Origin of the sequence: Vibrio sp. D3, from assembly GCF_043995865.1 — a bacterium.
Classification (GTDB): Bacteria; Pseudomonadota; Gammaproteobacteria; order Enterobacterales; family Vibrionaceae; genus Vibrio; species Vibrio diabolicus.
Window position 1 is genome coordinate 1428919 of sequence record NZ_CP171886.1, and the last position, 17852, is coordinate 1446770.

The following is a 17852-nucleotide window of genomic DNA, read 5'->3' on the forward strand; positions in this document are numbered from 1 at the left end:
AAATGCAAGCACAAGCACACTTTGAGAATGATCGTCACGATAATTTCGCTTTTCTGAAAGAGGGGTTAGAGGAGCTGTATAACCAAGCAACCCTTGCTGAGCGCTACTATTTTACTGACCGACAGTCGAGTATGGCGAAAATCCGTTTGTTTGTAGAGCTTGCTTGTCATGAGTTAGGTAAGCATTTCAAACTTCGCCCACCTGTTCATGGAGATTTGTTGAACAAAATCAAAATGCTGCAATCGTCTGGTTTGATTGATGAATGGGTGCTAGATGAGATGAACACCCTTCGTCATGATGGTAACCGTTCAGTACATATGACAGAAGTGAACGGCTCTTACGTAGCGACACTTAAGGTTTCTCGCTCTCGAATGAAGCAGCATATGAGCAGCCTTTACTCTATTGCACACTACCTTGGTGATACGATTCTTGGTAAGCAATCTCAGTGCTCATACACTTGGCAAGAGCCTACGTCGTGTGAACTATCTGCTGTAGTTACAGAGGCGCTTAAAGGCTCGAAAGAAGCAAGCTATTACCTCGCAAATAAGTTTTACACAGAGCTGCTAGAAATGAGTGAGCAAACTGGTAAATCTCGCTGGTGGCAGAAAGAGCATTACTTAGATAAACAAGCAGATCTTACTTACTGGCTAGAGAAAGCACACCGCCAAGGCCACCCACAAAGCTGGCTACTGTTTGCAAAGTGCTACGCTAATAAATTGCTTCAAGAAGAGGTGAACCGCAATACAAAGAGCTGTTTTAAGCAGGCGTTAAAGTCTGATGACGATGGTGAAGTTGCCTATGAATTTGGTTCCTATTTACTTAAACACCAAGAAGTGAAACTCGGCCTTGATTATCTACGACAAGCGGCCAATCAAGGTTACCACCCAGCGCTGGCTTATGAGGTCGACCTAGCGTTTCGTACAAATACAGACAAAGAATTCTGGGTAGATCACGCGCTTGAGCATCGTTTACCAGAAGCCTTTACCGCTGATGCTTTTATGAAGCTAGAAGCTTATGAAAGTGAGCCAAATGATGAGTCTCTAAAAGCGTTACGTTCTGCGTTGGTTGCAGGCCAATCACGCCGAGCGCCTGGAATCTCATTCTTAAAGTCTTATCTTGATTTAACGGTTTACGGTGAAGCTGATAATGAAAGTCTTATTCAAACGCTGGCTGATAGCTATGAAAGTGTTCCTGGATATTTAGAGGTTGAATTACGTCTATATAAGCAAATTTCGTCAGATAACAAACACTATGACCTGATGGTTGAGGTGTATCACCAGGCTGTGCAGCAAGCGAGTGACGAATTAGGTGCGGCGGATGTGAAGTATGCAATGGTTAATCAGGCGTTAAGTAAAGCGCCTGAAAAGTTCAAAATGCGTGATGGCATTAAAACACCAAAACCAATCCCGACGCTATTGCAAGAGGCAGCAGATGCTGGACACAGTGAAGCTCGTACATACGTCAATAGCGCCGAAGGTAAAGCGGTACTAAAACGTGTCGGGTTTAGCAACCAAGGTAAGATGCAGAAAAACTCAGCCGAAAAAGAGAAGGCGAAGCGTAAACGTAAGCTAGCGAAAAAAGCAAAGCGTAAATAGGAGAGAGTGATGTCTATCGTGTATTTGCTTTCGGTGGCCAGTTGACATGACTCGCTATCGAATCATTGGGTGCGGTGTTTAGTGTTGGCTATGAAGATTTAGAGTTTGACGACTTTGACGAAGGTAAACATGAGGAAGAGCTTAGATTGATGACCATGCATCTTGGTTGGGGTCGTTCGACTCAGCCCATTCTTGGTTTTCCCTAGCCTCAAGGTATAGCTGCAAACCATTGTAAGAGGTAAATGCAGAAGGGCCTCCAAGGTGCTCAAAATCATTGAAGTAGTCATCTTCCAACGCACATAGGTCATCAAGATTTTTAACTTGTTTATGTATTGCCCATTGAATAGCAAATGCAGGAGCAGTTGTGCCAGAAATGACAACGTCTTCTAGATAATCCGTTTCATATAGGGGACTAGGTGTTAGGTTATCAATTTCTTCTTGTTCATACTCTTGAGTCGAGATTTCATCGAGAATCTCATCCCGTTCTCTGTTCGAAATATTCTTATTCAATTGTGCAATTCGGAGCGCATATCCAAAGCGGTCACTTGTAACGATATCAATTAAGCCACTCAATAGGTTACGGTCGATACCAGTAGCTTTGACGTAATAATCGATGCAGGCGTTCAGTGATAGATAGCGAACTCCACCAAAACTAAACCCAGAAGTTTCATCATAACCATTTAGAGGCACCTCATCGACTGTAATCTCCCAACCCTTGAAAGAGACTCGGGATTTGGCAATTTGATACATCTCCCAAGCACTTTTGCCAAACCCTCCAAGAATGTTACCTGAAAATTCAGTTTCCTTTAGTTCTTGTTCTGTCCAGTTTTCACCTATACCTAGATGCTTAGCATATTTGGTAATCAGAAAGTGTTTGACTTGATCTCGTAACGCCCAAACAGAATGGACGTCATTTGGGTAGTTTACTTTGTAGCATTCGTCGCATGCTGGAACTGTTATTGGAGAGTGCTCTAACTTGGTAATAGAATTCGCTGACTTTGGGAAGTCAACGTAATCGATGGACGGTTCACCACAAAACCAGCAGGTGTATCTGTAATTAAAAGGGATGTCTATTTTACTGAAGTTTGTTTCACACATTGGTCATTTAACATTTTGGTATTTATCAATTTAACTAGTTTGTTTCCTTCTTTTCTCTAAGCTAAACGTTGGGCGATTGCTCCTTTACCAACGCCCTCATAAGCTATAACTTTAAGAGCCTGCCCTGTAGTAAGGTCTTTCTTAATTTCATCTGCAATAAAATTAACTAGTAATTCAATGGTTGTGTCTGAATTCAATACTTCAGTTTCATTTTTAGCTATTGCCAATTCAAATTCGCCCTGTGGTGCGGTGTACTTGAAAGCATAGTGGCTTTGATCATTGATCTGGTTGTTTTGAGCGCATGATGATAGAGCAGTAATCAATACTTGGTCTTCTCGTGAACCTAAATAGATATCATTCCAGCGTTCAGCAAATTGCTCTTCACGCTTTGAATCGCGTATACCATCAACAATTACTTCAATTGGAGAGCGATGGCCGTGAGCGATACGTTGACAATTTCCATCGTGCTTTTTCAGGCCATGTGAGTAGTGATAGAAAGCACCGTTTATGTTTTCAGTTCTCAATGTTAATTCAAGCCCTGTTACATTCTTCGGTAGGTGGGTTTGGAGAATGGCATAAAGGTGTTCAGTGACACTAGCAATAGTAACTGTTTTTGCATCAACCAAACATAGAGCTTCGTCTGGGCAGTGAAGGTGAATACTCTGATCCCCACGCATTAGTTCTATACTTGAGTAGCCCTCCTTAGTCTTGGCAATTGATATTTGAGGGCTTTGAATTGGTATGATTAATTTATGATCTACATTCTCATCAACTAATCGTTTGATTTGCTTTTTTACTTGACCGAAATCCAACACCATGCTCATTTCATTGAGTTCGCCAGATAGACTGATATCTAAAATCCAACTTTCACCTACCATTCCTCGCGTTTCAGAAAGGTAAGAAGAATCAATAACGGTGAGGTCACGAACAAAAAGGTTCACATCAAAGTCCTTTAAAGTTTTAATTACATTCTATTGTATCAAACTGTTCACTAATGGTCGTTTGTTAGTTACTTAATAATGCATTTTGGAAGTTACTTTGAGTTCTGTTTGATGTTAGATTGATTGGGTTTCAACAATTATAAGTAAGGCAGAGGTATTTAAATGGATTCTAGGAAGTTGACCATTTTGTGTTCACGACTGCTTGAATTTGAGTTGACCCCTTTTATTATAGGGGTATCAAGTGGGCAGATTACCCCCAAGAAGTCGTCCTCTAGGTGGGGAGAGTTAAAAAACAAAGCTCAGAATAACCAGTTGGCTCCTCAGGAATTACGTGAATTAGCAAAGCTTTGTAATTATGAGCGACTGACACTTGTTTTCGAGTTGATAGATGAGATGGATTAAAAAAAGAGAAGGAAACTCCTTCTCTTTTTCTATCAGTCTATATAAATATCGTAGTCTTCTCTCCACCCTTTACTGACTTCATAAATACGCAGTAAATTAGTCGCAAATAATTGCTTCTCAGATGTCGTATTTTGAAAGTCGTTCCAACGGCGTGTGTACTTAATCTCTAATTGTTTTCCGTTGCTATCTTCTTGGGTGGTGCGTAGCAAACCAAGTTCCCAATGCTCACTACTGAAGTGACATTGATCTTTGATTAGCGATAACTCCTTGATAAAAAACGCCGGTGACGGCAACTCTGAGTTCAGTGTTGACTCATTGTTAACGTTTTTCGATGGCGTCATAAACAAGCGCAGCATGTGACGGCACAGGTATGAGAAGCCAACAATTGAAGTACCGTGTGTAATGTATGAACGTTTCATGTCGCGAGATTTTTTCACCCATTCTTCATGAAATACCGTTGCTACCGCACTCCAGAAGTTTTGTAATACTTGGATGAACTGCTTGCGAGTCTTCTCATTAAGGTCTTGATATACACGCACATTAAGGGTGTTAAGCAGTTGACGCTGAACATTTGTCACGAACTCAGTGATAGACGACTCCGCAATCATCCCGTCCTTGTTACCATTTGACTTAATTAACCCAAATAGAGGTGATTCTGGGTTACGGAAGCCAAGTTCTTCACACATCGACAATGGAAAGGCTTTTTCTGCTAGTGCAGGCGGCTTGTAGATCTCATCGTAAAGAGCAAGGGCGTTAAGCTGAACTGAGGTCAGCGGTTTACCTAGATTCAGGATCAAAAATTGCTGAATGTAATCTGCTTCATTCTCTGAGATAAAGATAGATACCGGTAATGGGTAGCTTTCGTGGTGGCTGTTTTTCACGCCACCAGAGCGTTGCTGACCATCTACAATCGCACCAGGCAGTTCACTTGAAGGCTTTTCTGGGTCATAGGGCACAACTAAGTAACCAAACTCTGAGCCTTCTTCGATAGGTTCAAATTTCACTGTGTGATCAAAGCCAATCACTAGGTTTGCTAGGATGGTCGAGTTTTTGGATTCAACGTAATCGGTGATCGACTCAATGTGTTTCGGCAGTTCACTACGTTGGTAGCCGTGAATGTATTCACCTTCACGTGTGATGTGTACGATCTTCGCTACGTCACGAACCTTTTTACCTTCAACCCAGCCAGTATAAACAGTAACGCCGTTTACGACTTCTTGAATTACTTTAATTTTTAATACTTCTGACATGAGTTATTTCGCTGCTGACTCTAGTGATTTGATAACACGGTTTTTGTGCTTAATAACAATCGCAAGGTTGTGAATACCTCTGCGACGGTTAGATTGGTTCGACCTGAAGATAATATTCATCAGACCGCCTTTACAAATACCACACGTACATACGCGCCATTCGCGCTGTTCAAGGAAAGTACGATATTTTGCTTCACTTCGCTTAAGTGTGGCTACTTTTGAAGGAGTAAGCTTTGATGGCAAGTACGCCTCATTAGTTACTTTCTCATAAGCAATTAGAGCCTTAACTGTACCTTCTAGATCGAGTGCAGTCTCATCAAAGTGCTGAAGTTTCTTGAGGCAGTCTACTTCCAGTCGTTTAACACACTCATTTACAGATAGTGCGGTGTTAGATAGATCGATATCATATTCACCGTTACGACCCATTTCGCTAATGTGCTTTTGCAATTCATCACGATACTTTTCAATGTGTTTTTGTACGTTGTCATGGTCACACTGGCGTACTCGAATCATTAATGACTCTTCAAGTTTCGAGCTGTTATCCTCAGATAATGAGTAGTACTTACCGCCTTTCAGGCCTTGCATTAGTGGAGAGGTGCTATCTGCGCTTGTTACGCCGGCTTCCACATATGCAGGAATGTTGTCGAAACGACAAATACCCAGTAGGTGGAATTGAGTTTCTGGGTGACGAACTTCACCAAGCAATTCAAGCAGTTCAAGTAGCTCGTCTGTTTTTGCTTTGATCATACCGCCGATGGTAATACGGCGGTAACCCATATCTTGCAGATCTTTTACTGAACGTAGGAATGAATTTTTATCGTAACCGTGGGCTACGCCGTAAGCCTCAAATGAGTAATTCTGAGATCGCTCTAAGAACACTCTCGCGTTATCTAGAGTGATCTTAATGCGGCGCTCACTCTCTTCAATTAGTTCATGGTAAGTGTGCGAGCCGGCTTTTTCGATAAACTCGTCTTTAGCTTCTTCATTACGAAAGTAGGGGAAAACAATGTGGTCGAGTGAAATGCCGTAGTCAAAACCGCCACGGTCGTAGAACTCAACCAATTCGTCGATGGTAAATGGTGGCTCTTTCTCTGCGTGGTAGTCAAAGGCACCACAGTCTCCCATTAGCTTCACGTCTTTAAACTTAGGTTTATTAAGACGTAAAAACTCGCGAGCTCCAAGGAAGTAAAAGTCTTCGGTTAGTTCCTGCTCGTAGTACTTGCCACGTTTTTGCATCGTACCTACACCAGCAAGAGACACTAGCATACCGTCAAATGGTAGTTCAGTTAGGATTTGATGTGGGTAATGGTCATCATCGTAGACACGGTGATGTTTAGTGCGACTGTTGTCACGACCATTAAATTCTGGGTCAACAAAGTCTTTATTGTCTGGAAAGTAGAAACGGAACTGAGTCACGATAAACCTTTTTCTGATTTAACTTGTTTATAGAATTCACCAAAGCGTTCAGCAGAACAGGCATAACCACTATTTCTGAATTGACGAAGCATTGAAGTTGAAGAGGCAGGTCGGTCTACACTACCGATCTCACGTCGAATGAAATTTTCAATAAATTCAGGAGACGGGCTCACTTTCTTTGGTCTTTGCACTTCTTTCAGGTCGGCGAACTCACTATTTAGGGCGGAGATAGTACCACTGAAGTCAGGTTTTGTAAGCGCCAATTTTTCTAAAAACATAAGAGTAGCAATAGTTGTAATACTTCTATCTGCAAGGCTAAGTCCGAAAGCCTTGGCATTTTGATGTTGAAGGACTTTACGGGAGCATTTCACAAAGCATTTTGTATAGGCAGACAAAATTTTAGGAACTGAAGTTGCTACGATAGTAAAGCGTTCATTAGCACTTTCTGAACTGGAGAGTGCTTCAAGCAAGTCCTCCTGAATCGCTTGCAAATATTCGTTACTCGCAACAATTACAAAGTTGTCATGCGGATGATCTTTAACAGTATCTTTGATTGAAGTACTAGGAAGTGAGGATTGAGTTACTGTATTCCACCAGTCGTTTTTGGGCGTTGGGACTCTATTTTTGTTTTGGGCGAAAGTCGCATTGTAGCCAGGCAACTCAGTTTCTCCATCAACTAGGCCAAAACCTGCAGACAGAATTTTCAACGGTAGACCGTACTCTTTGCTGTAATTACGTAGCTTAGTAAATGCTTGCCCAGAATATAAATCCTCAGCTTTAGTCTTGCTTGTTACCTTTGAAAAGGCACGTTCCCAATTCTCAAGAGTATCTTGGATGTCACTAGAGAGATGCTCACTTATGTTCATTGATGTTGAAACTTCTAGAGTTTTTCTTGCGGTGCAAGGAACTAATAAGTGTATTTTTCTCATAAGGTTTACCTAGAGTGCTGTATCGATTTTTCTTATGTTTGAAGTCTAGCTGAAAGATGAAACTTCGTATATGCTTTGTTTTATCAGGAGGCGCAAATGAAATACTTTTTCCCAGATAGTCAGGATTTTGTCGACCCAAACTTCAATTTTGAAACTGAAAAATACAAAAAATTGAGGGTTACCCAGCGGGACGATGTTTATGCGCACCACTTGCTGGAGAGGCCTTATGACGGCTTGTTAATTTCTAAAGCAATTGTTGAGGGGATACCGGGTAAAACGGATAAAACCCGTTACTCAAGAGGGCAGAAATACAGATTGTTTAGAGAAGGTGCCCATCGATTTTTTCGTCTAACATCTGATTTCCAAATTATGGGGGATAGTGGTGCGTTTTCATACATTAACGAAGAGGTACCTCCATATAGTACTGATGACTTGATTGACTTTTATGTGAAATCCCGGGTCAATAGTGGTGTGTCACTTGACCATGTTGTAATGGGTTATAGTGACTCACAATCAAAGAAGCCAATATCAGATGAAGCATTTGAAAGTCATCGTACACGCGTTGAATTGTCACTCAATAATGCAGAAGTTTTTTTAAGGCATAATAGACACTACTCATTCACTCCTTACGGTGTCGCTCAAGGGTGGGATAAATCTAGCTATATCCGTTCTGTGAGAGCGCTAAAGCATATGGGGTATAGGCATATCACTATAGGGGGGATCGTAACTTTGAACTCAAAGCAAATATGTGAGCTTTTGGATGAAATCCATACGCAAGTCCCTGGGGGTTATGGTCTTCATTTATTAGGAATCGGTCGCGAAGAGATTATTCCTCACTTGGCAAAACGCAATGTAATTAGCATTGATAGTACAACTCCGCTCAAACAATCTTTCTTAAATGAAAAGCGCAACTATAGACTAAATGGTAAAACGTACTGTGCAATTCGATTACCGCAATCTTGTAGTAATACTAGAGTTAAAAACGCAATTTCATCAGGAAAGATTAAACAGGAACAAGTCTCTAAATTAGAAAGAAGCGCTCTTTGTGCACTGCGCCTTTACGAAAAGCGTCAGTTAGGTCTAGAGGATACAATCAATGCGATTAGTGAATATGAGCAGTTGGTGCTTGGCAGAGATAGTTATCTAAATTCAGAATACCGACGAACACTGCAAGACCGGCCTTGGGAAATGTGTGGCTGTAATATCTGCAAGCACGTAGGTATCGAGGCGTTAATCTTTCGGGGGTCGGAACGAAACAAGCGACGAGCATTTCATAATCTACATGATTTCTACAATAATTTGGTGCAGGTTCATGAAGAAAAAAGCATTGAAAATTCAGCAAAGTAATAACGTTCAGCTCTTCCAATTTAACATGAACTTAGATGAGCTAGAGTCTGTGTCAATGATTACTCGTATTGAACGAAAGCAGAAAGTTCTAGAAGGGTATCAAAGGCCAGAGGTTAGAAACCACATTAATAATATTGCAGATTACTTAGGGAGTGAAGACGGTATTATCCCAAACTCAATTATCATGAGTCTTTCTAGTGATGTCGAGTTGCAACAGATTGATGGTGAGATATTCGATCTGATAATACCGGATGTACCTAAAAGTGCTTTGATTGTCGATGGCCAGCAGCGTTTGGCTGCACTTAGGCTTGCAGATAGAAGAGACTTTTATCTTCCTGTATGTGCATTTATAAACGACAACCAAGACTTTGAAAGGCAGCAGTTTTTATTGATCAACTCTGCTAAACCACTTCCGAAAAGTTTGATTTATGAGCTATTGCCGCATGCAAATGGAGTGTTTAATCAAGAGTTGACGAGAAGAAAACTCCCTTCATTGTTAGTCCAAATCCTTAACTTTGATGAGTCATCTCCACTATTTGGGTTAGTTAAGTTAGTAACAAACCCATTAGGGGTTATTGCTGATAATTCTTTAATGAAAATGTTGGACAACAGTTTAAGAGAAGGTGCTCTATATGCATTTAGAAACCAAGCACAAGAAAGTTATAGCCCAGAAGATTGTGGTATTATGACTAGCCTGCTAAATGATTATTTCCTGGCCGTCAAAGAAGCGTTTCCCGATGATTGGGGTAAAAAACCTAAGGAATCCAGGTTGTTCCATGGTGCGGGTATACTAGCGTTGGGGCAGTTGTTTGATGAAATGTTCTATTCATATGAAGTTGATGGTAAGCAGGGCAGTTTTTTTGATTTCGCTAAGAAAAGGTTAGTCAGATTGAAGCCATTCTGTAGATGGAGTGGTGGAAGTTGGGATTTCGGTGCCGATATTGAAGGTCAACCGATTACCAGAAAATGGAATCAAATCCAAAACCTATCTCAAGATATCAATCTGATAACAGACTACCTGACACGCATTTATGACTTACAAGAAAGAGAGGTTACGCTTGTTAAAAGTCAATGAAATTTTTGAAACCATTCAAGGTGAAGGAGTTTACACAGGTGTACCTTCTATTTTTCTTCGCCTGCAGGGGTGCCCTGTAGGGTGCGCGTGGTGTGATACAAAACATACTTGGGAAGTGGATGCTTGCGCTCAAGTGGCGTTAGTTGATGTAGCAGATAAAGATCAAGACTCTAATACTTGGTCGAATACGACTATCTCTGAGTTAATTACATATTTTCAAGAACACTGGACCGCAAAGCATGTCGTGATTACAGGTGGTGAGCCTTGTATGTATGACCTAACGGACTTAACCACCCAGTTAGAAAAAAATGGATTTTCTTGCCAAATCGAAACGAGCGGCACATTTGAGATCAAAACAACCCCTGATACGTGGGTAACCGTTTCTCCAAAAGTAAATATGAAAGGTGGCTTCAAAATTCTGGGCTCTGCAGTTGGGCGTGCCAATGAAGTCAAGCATCCGGTTGGCACAGAGAAAGACATAGAAAATTTAGTTAAAATGCTTGGTGAGCATGAAACAAAGAAAGATGTTGTCATTGCACTTCAACCGATTAGCCAAAAGCCAAGAGCGACAGAGTTGTGTATTCAACACTGTATTGTTAACAACTGGCGCCTATCAATTCAGACACACAAATACCTTCAAATAGCTTAGGAGTAGATGATGAATAAAGCTGTTGTTGTTTTTAGTGGTGGTCAAGACTCTACGACTTGTCTTATCGAAGCATTAGAAAAGTATGATGAAGTACATGCAATTACTTTCGATTATGGGCAAAGGCATAAACTAGAAATTGAAGTTGCTCAAAATATTGCCCAAGAACTAGGCGTGAAGGCACATAAGGTACTGGATGTATCTTTGCTAAATGAGTTAGCCATCAGTTCATTGACTCGTGATGATATTCCAGTGTCACATGAACTGCAAAGTAATGGTTTACCAAACTCTTTCGTGCCAGGTCGTAATATATTGTTTCTAACCCTTGCAGGTATCTATGCGTACCAAATTGGCGCTGCATCAGTGATTACGGGGGTTTGTGAGACAGACTTTTCTGGGTATCCAGATTGCCGTGATTCATTTGTAAAAGCAATGCAGAGTGCACTCCAACAAGGTATGGAATATGACATATCGTTGATTACCCCTCTTATGTGGTTAGATAAAGCGCAAACATGGGCGATGGCTGATAACTATGGCAAATTAGAATACGTTAAAGAAAAAACACTGACTTGCTATAACGGTGTTGTCGGCACTGGTTGTGGTGACTGCCCGTCATGCAAACTAAGAGCGGAAGGTCTTTCGACTTACGAGCAAAATAAAGACGCGTACCTTAGTGAAAATACAAATTGAGTAAAGAATGTGTACATTATCAAATGAAGCTGCAATAGTACGCGATGCTTTGGTTTCTGCGGGTTTGGAAACTCCTATGGTCAATCAGGAGTTAAGCCATGATGAGCGCTTTGAAGTCATAGAAAAAGCGGCGCGTGACATTCTCGGAACTCTTGCTCTAGATTTAACGGACGATAGCTTGGCAGAAACACCCTCTAGGATCGCTAAGATGTATGTCGATGAGATTTTTTCAGGCCTCGACTATAGCAACTTTCCAAAGATAACTACCATCGAAAATAAGATGTATGTAGACGAAGAAATAGTTGTTAAAGACATATCATTTACGAGTACATGTGAACATCACCTTGTTGTGTTCGATGGCAAGGCAACCGTCGCTTACATCCCGAAAGACAAAGTTATTGGGTTATCGAAAATCAATCGAATCGTGAGATTTTTTGCACAAAGACCTCAGGTTCAAGAACGACTTACTGCTCAGATTTACTTGGCTTTGAAGTCACTTCTCGATGTAGATGATATTTATGTGAAGCTTGAAGCGACGCATTATTGTGTTAAGAGTCGCGGTGTTAAGGACGTCACGAGCACAACTGCAACCGTCAAAACAGGCGGTTATTTTAAAAAAGTAAAAATGGATAGTACTTGAATCTCGCCTAGTCCCTTCCGATAAAATTCTTCAGAGTTATAGTGACAGGCGACAAATGATGTCGCCTGTCACTATATAATTACCCCATTCTTCGATGTTCATGCTTGATACAAAGTTTGAGTGCTTAAACTTGATCTAGTTACAGTGAAGTTATCTTTTTATATAGTATGGTGCTCCATTCATTGTTGGAGCCGCATGTCTATCTTTGAATAATGTTAGTAATATCAAATATTAATATACATTAAGTTTGGTATCATTTTCATTGGTATAGGTTCGTTTTAAGTTTAAGGGTTAAATGGGATGTCTTCTGTAAAGGTTGGTTCTCTAGTTACAAGTTCAAATTCTTTTACTGGCGTAGGTAAGATTGTATCGATAGATACTCATACGCAATCAGCAGAAATCGGTTTTTTTGCTTCCCCACTTGCTCCTTTGGCAAATAGACTTATTGTGCAGGCTAAAGATCTTATCGCAGTTACGGCTTTGGGTGATAAAACGGATTTGAAGTTAAATACTGAGGTTTATGTTCAATTTCCTGGCACTAACTCTTGGAAGATGGGGTACTACCAAGGCGTTATGCCTGTAGAGCAAACTCTAGTCGTTTTTTCCAAGGAGTTGAAAGGTACCTATGATTTGACGGAACTTTATGTGCCTAATGCTTATCCCAATAAACACTTTAACGTAGCCGATTTTTTGAAAGGCCAGGCCTCGTCGTCACCGTTCCTTTGTAATCTGCTTTCAAAATTTTATTCCGATTATTACTTCCAACGCCGCTCTTGCCGTTCAATCTCAGCACTGCTTTCAAGCTCTGTAGAATTAGAAAAGCACCAGTTGGCAGCAGTATATGAAGTACTTAAAGATACCGACAAAAAATACTTGCTCTGTGATGAAGTTGGCTTGGGGAAAACTATTGAGGCCGGGTTTATCATTAGACAGCACGTACTCGAAAAAGGGCGTGATTCAAAAGTACTGGTCTTGGTGCCTGATGCTCTTATTCAGCAATGGCAGCAAGAACTGACAGAACGCTTCCATTTAGGTGCAGTGTTAAACACCGATGAAGATAACGATAAACCTAACGTCGATATTCTAACCTTCAGTCAGGCTCTGACATATGAACATGAGCCAACCATGGTAGTGGTAGATGAAGCGCACCAGATTTCAAGTCATCCATTCGATGGTAATTTGATGGAAAAGGAGTTATTTAGCTCAATTTCAGCACTGACTAATCAATCAGAGATTACTTTGTTGTTGACCGGTACTCCAATGGCAGACCATCGTTCAGCTTATCTGGCATTGCTACATCTACTCAACTCTGAACACTTCCCACTAACGGATAGTTCAGTAGAACTGTTTAATCAACTGCTTCCTATCCAAGATCGTATTAGAGAGCTAAGCCGTATTTTTGTGCCAGAGAATGAAGACTTCTTACTTTTCACTTCATTAAATGACTTAATGGATTTGGACATAGAGGATGAAACTTTAGATGAGTTAGTTCAAACTCTCCAACCTCACGTCAATATGTTTGCCATGGACAAGGATCCAGAGCAACGTCAGATTTTGCTGCAACAGTTATCTGAATACCTAAACAATAAGTACCTTTTTGACTACAGAATGATTCGCACTTCCAGAGCTACAGGCATAGTGGAAGATGAGGTCAGTCAGATCGAAAATTTGTTCCCGGGTTTAAATCCAGTTCAAACCATCGTCTGGGATGCACCAAAAGACGAGGCGTATCTTGATGAACATTTTGAGCAGTATCGTTCCGAGATGATAGCTAGTGAGGAATTTAATCCGCTAGATTTGACCCAATTTAAACAAATAGTGGAGTCGCTGCTTACAAGTCCAATTAGCTTCTCAGAAACTGTAGAGAAGCACTTGAATAACACGAATAAATCCAATTTAGAACTCTCTCATTGGACACATATGCTCGAGCAAGTCGAGAGTGAGCAGTTGTCTAAAAACAATGCATTGAGTGAAGCATTATCAGTATGGCTATTATCACGGCCTGAAGGCAAAGCCGTTGTTTTTTGTGGAGATAGGTTAACGGCTGATAATGTATATCAGTTTCTTACCGAGAGCATCGATGTTGTTGTTGAACGTCATCAACAGGGGCAAGCACCAACGTTTAACTTGGATGAGCAGACCAGGGTATTAGTCTGTGATGAAAGAGGAGAAGATGGTCTTAACCTACAAGGTAAGACTCGATTAGCGATACATTACAGCATGCCAATGGCGATCAGTCGAATTGAGCAACGTAACGGTCGCTTGAATCGCTATAGTGCATTGTCTACGGGTGTAAATCCTATTGATACAATGATTCTTTCTACTTCGAGAAGTACATTTTATAGCAAATGGGTGAAATCATTGATGGAAGGTGTTGGCTGTTTTGCTCATTACAGAGCGAATATCCAAGATGAAATAGACACTCTGCTTCAGCAAGAAATTTGGCCATCTGTCTTACAAGAAGGCTATTTGGCATTAGAGGATGCAGAAGAGAAACTTCGAGATAAAACGCATAGTACTTATAACCATTTAGATATTATTGCAAAACTTGCCACCGTCGATATCGACGCAGAAGAGGCTGAAAAGCGCCTTACCCAAATGCGCGAAGATGATGAAAGATTTGAAGAGTCAACTGCGCTTGTCGATTGGATTGAACACGGGATGCTATTTAGGTCTCAGGGCACTGAAACCAGTGATGTATATCGTTTTAAATACTTTTCCGGTTCGACTCGAATGCGGACGTCGACACTAATAGATAAATGTCTTGTAGGGCTAGATATCGAAGCCTCTGATTATAAGTCACCTGTCACGCAGGAATTGTCTCTATCCAGAGTGAAGAGTGTGGAAACTGGTAGCTACCCACTGAGATATGGTCAGCCGTTTGTCGATGCTATTGCTGAGGTCTCTCGTCACTCGACGCTAGCAAACAGTAGCGCAATCATTCGTAAGATCCCAATTCAACAAGAGCCAATGCTATTTTTTATTCCACAGTGGTTGGTTGAAGGGAAAGCACACTCTACATCAGAGCAAATCGTTCTTGATGCACAATATCCACCTGTTGTTTCTCTTGGAGTATTCGGCGAAAGCGGGAGCCCTACGCCATTGAATATGGCAACCCTAGTGAGCGCTGCATACAGTTCGGACCCTAGCCAAGTAGAAATTGGCGGTAATCAGGTGCCTTACCAGGACACAAATATCACTATCCAATCTGACGAAAGTAATACAGATGTATGGCCGTTGATTGAACCTTTGGTAAGCAAGACCAGATTTATCAACGCATTGGATACCGTTCTTGAGAAAAGTAAGGCTGATGCTATAGAGCAGTTTGAGCAACAAAGTGAAGTTGGGGAGGTTATCCCTCAAGCGCAATTGCTGACCTTGAAGTATGTACTGTTGATTGGTGCTTAGTTATGAAGTTTTGTGATTTTTACCCAAGCAATATGTTAGAAAAACTCAAGTCAGAAACCGAGTTTTTCTTTGATTCACAATTTAAGAGCCGTTTTTTGCAAGCATTAGACTCTCAGGAGTTAACACTGACAGAGTTTTGGTATTTAACCAAAGATCTATTGTCTACTGAAAAAGATTCTGACTGTGCCAGTTTGCGTCTTGGGAAAAGGCCAACTCAAGAACAATTTGCTACTGGAATTCAGGTTGGCTTGACGTTTGATCCTGTTTCAGACTCTGTGCTTTTGCAGTCAGGTGCAGTGAATAAATACCTAGACCCGGTTTATAAACAGGTGGTTAAACGTTATTCAGAACAACCACTACATGATCCAGTGTTAGCTAAACTGAACTTGCCATTCAACACTTACACAACGGTGGCCCAACGAGAAGCCGTGCGTTTAACGCTCGCATCAAAATCAGATGCCACGGTCATCGTCAACTTACCAACGGGGTGCGGAAAAACTCTGGTTACAGAAACATTGACTGGGTTTAGTCGTGCTGATGAACTGACGATTGTCGTCATCCCCACCACAGCATTGGCGTTAGATCAGGCAAAACGCATGAAAAAATCCATCGTTAGAATGGGGTATCAACCATGTGCAGAATATGCGTGGCGAGGAGAGTTGAGTCAAGATACCAAATCTCAGATTAAATCCGATATTTTATCTGGAAAGCAACGTGTCTTGTTTGTTTCACCGGAATCTATGGTAAGTGGGATTCTTCCGACTTTGTTTAAGGCGGCAGAATCAAAAATATTAAAGAATGTCGTGTTTGATGAAGCCCATTTGATTGATACATGGGGTGATGATTTTCGTCCAGAGTTTCAAAAACTTGGTGCATTATTAGAAGCCCTTAAAAAGAAAGGCGGCTGTTTTAGGAAAGTATTTTTATCTGCCACCTTTACCGATCAATCTCTGATGACTATACGAGCGTTGTTTGGTGATGCAGACACTCACCCAACAATGATTAATGGTGCTTTCTTACGCCCTGAGCCTATCTGTTTGAAGCAGCAGGTTGAAGAAAAAGACTATATCTCCATCGTGGTGGATAAGGTACTTAATTCTCCTAAACCAGTCATAGTCTATGCATCTACAAAGAAAGAGTGTGATGATATTTATCAAGAGCTATCTGGACAAGGGGTCAATAGAGTTCGCTTGTTTACTGGTGACACTGGAGACTCTCAACGGTTAGATATTATTGAACAGTGGGATGCGAATAACCTAGACATCATAGTCGCGACAACAGCGTTTGGGGTCGGTATGGATAAAGGTGATGTAAGAACTGTCATTCATGCTGGCTTGAGCCAAAATATTGATGGCTATTATCAAGAAATTGGACGTAGTGGTCGTGATGGGAAAGCTTCTTACTGTGAAAGTATTTACCATCGTGATCAACTGAACAATCATAGCCAAAGTAAAAAAATAGGCATTAAACTTGGTTATAAACGTTGGAATTCAATGTGGAGACAACGTTTGGAGGTTGGCGATGATTTATTTGAAATTCAAGTAAATAATCAAGCCGACCATATAGAAAAAAACTCTGATGGTAATGAAAACTGGAATTGGAAAACACTCCTACTTATGCAGCGAGCCGGTTTATTGCGCTTATGCTATCCAGATGCCTCATTAGTCCCCGACAACGAAGATGATTGGGTGAAATTCTGGTCAGATTTTACCAACAAAGTTGTAGTAGAAATTCTTCATGACCGACACTTGATCGAAACGACATGGGAAAGCCTTGTCGATACCCACCGCGCTCTAGAGAAAACCGTTCTAAAACAGCGTGCTGAATTATTACTTGATTGGATCACAGATAAAAAGCCTCTTGGTGAGGTTTTGCAAGTCAGTTTTATGTTAGATAACTTCATGCCGTTGAGGGTGTGTGGTCGAAGTGATGTTGAAAACGGAAGGGCGACAAGTAAGACCTTAGTCGGCGATGTTTTCACCGTATCTCAGCCTGCTGGTGGCCCAAATAGCCTTGAAAAATATTACTTTGATCCTACCCCGAATTCTGTTGAGCGTTTAATGAATATCTTTAAGCAGAAAGTAAACAGCGGTGAAGTCACCACTCTTGTATGTAGCGAAAACTTTTTACAGCAAGCAAAGCCTTATTTGGATACTTCTATCCGAAATGTTTGGTTTTATGCTCCATTTGAGGCGTACGAGGGCAATGACTTGGCTTTATATGAATACAGTAAGTTTATTGTACAGGATGAAGTGTACGCACATTCAAGTATAAAGGTGCCATTTACCTTTATGGAGAAGTTTTCAAACTATTTCTTTGGAAGTTCTGAACTGAAGGACCCGTTGACCTCCCATAGAAGATGGTGGGAGTCGAGCAACAATATTAAGAATATCAATACATTGGCGAAGATATAAT

13 protein-coding genes are annotated in these 17852 nt (G+C 41.0%); 8 read left to right on the forward strand and 5 right to left on the reverse strand.

What is annotated here, in order from left to right; genetic code table 11:
• Positions 1-2: 2 nt before the first annotated feature.
• Positions 3-1595, forward strand: coding sequence for a DUF4145 domain-containing protein (locus ACHFJ9_RS06280; protein WP_395354287.1), 1593 nt, complete (start codon positions 3-5; stop codon positions 1593-1595).
• 141 nt (positions 1596-1736) lie between these two features.
• Here ACHFJ9_RS06280 and ACHFJ9_RS06285 read toward each other — a convergent pair whose 3' ends face one another.
• The 5 genes from ACHFJ9_RS06285 to ACHFJ9_RS06305 form a co-directional block, all read right to left on the reverse strand.
• Positions 1737-2693 (reverse strand): hypothetical protein, encoded by a 957-nt coding sequence (locus ACHFJ9_RS06285; RefSeq protein WP_395354289.1) that lies wholly within the window; start codon positions 2691-2693, stop codon positions 1737-1739.
• Positions 2694-2749: 56 nt separating this feature from the next.
• Entirely contained in the window at positions 2750-3634 is an 885-nt protein-coding gene (locus tag ACHFJ9_RS06290; RefSeq protein WP_395354291.1) for a 6-carboxytetrahydropterin synthase, read from the reverse strand.
• Between the two features lie 434 nt (positions 3635-4068).
• Positions 4069-5286: a DGQHR domain-containing protein gene (locus tag ACHFJ9_RS06295; protein WP_395354293.1), complete on the reverse strand. Its 1218-nt coding sequence runs from the start codon at positions 5284-5286 to the stop codon at positions 4069-4071.
• Positions 5287-5289: 3 nt separating this feature from the next.
• Positions 5290-6702: a tRNA-guanine transglycosylase DpdA gene (gene dpdA / locus ACHFJ9_RS06300; RefSeq protein ID WP_395354295.1), complete on the reverse strand. Its 1413-nt coding sequence runs from the start codon at positions 6700-6702 to the stop codon at positions 5290-5292.
• Entirely contained in the window at positions 6699-7631 is a 933-nt protein-coding gene (locus ACHFJ9_RS06305; RefSeq protein WP_263147865.1) for a DUF6884 domain-containing protein, read from the reverse strand. The genes dpdA (ACHFJ9_RS06300) and ACHFJ9_RS06305 overlap by 4 nt, the downstream gene beginning before the upstream one ends.
• Before the next feature lie 96 nt (positions 7632-7727).
• On the opposite strand from ACHFJ9_RS06305, the gene dpdA (ACHFJ9_RS06310) reads away from it, so the two are divergent.
• From dpdA (ACHFJ9_RS06310) to dpdF, 7 genes are all read left to right on the forward strand, one after another.
• Complete coding sequence (dpdA, locus tag ACHFJ9_RS06310; protein ID WP_395354298.1) at positions 7728-8978, forward strand: tRNA-guanine transglycosylase DpdA; 1251 nt, start codon at positions 7728-7730, stop codon at positions 8976-8978.
• Positions 8944-10053 carry a DGQHR domain-containing protein DpdB gene (gene dbpB / locus ACHFJ9_RS06315; protein ID WP_395354300.1) on the forward strand — a complete coding sequence of 370 codons (1110 nt, stop codon included), beginning with the start codon at positions 8944-8946 and terminating at the stop codon, positions 10051-10053. The genes dpdA (ACHFJ9_RS06310) and dbpB overlap by 35 nt, the downstream gene beginning before the upstream one ends.
• Complete coding sequence (gene queE / locus ACHFJ9_RS06320) at positions 10010-10702, forward strand: 7-carboxy-7-deazaguanine synthase QueE (protein WP_263147855.1); 693 nt, start codon at positions 10010-10012, stop codon at positions 10700-10702. The genes dbpB and queE overlap by 44 nt, the downstream gene beginning before the upstream one ends.
• 9 nt (positions 10703-10711) lie before the next feature.
• The gene (gene queC, locus ACHFJ9_RS06325) at positions 10712-11389 is read left to right on the forward strand and encodes a 7-cyano-7-deazaguanine synthase QueC (protein WP_263147852.1); all 678 of its coding nucleotides are present in this window, start codon (positions 10712-10714) and stop codon (positions 11387-11389) included.
• Positions 11390-11396: 7 nt separating this feature from the next.
• Positions 11397-12029, forward strand: coding sequence for a GTP cyclohydrolase I FolE (folE, locus tag ACHFJ9_RS06330; RefSeq protein WP_395354303.1), 633 nt, complete (start codon positions 11397-11399; stop codon positions 12027-12029).
• A gap of 300 nt (positions 12030-12329) precedes the next feature.
• Positions 12330-15437 (forward strand): protein DpdE, encoded by a 3108-nt coding sequence (gene dpdE, locus ACHFJ9_RS06335; RefSeq protein WP_395354305.1) that lies wholly within the window; start codon positions 12330-12332, stop codon positions 15435-15437.
• A gap of 95 nt (positions 15438-15532) precedes the next feature.
• Positions 15533-17851, forward strand: coding sequence for a protein DpdF (dpdF, locus tag ACHFJ9_RS06340; RefSeq protein WP_395355345.1), 2319 nt, complete (start codon positions 15533-15535; stop codon positions 17849-17851).
• Position 17852: the final 1 nt, after the last annotated feature.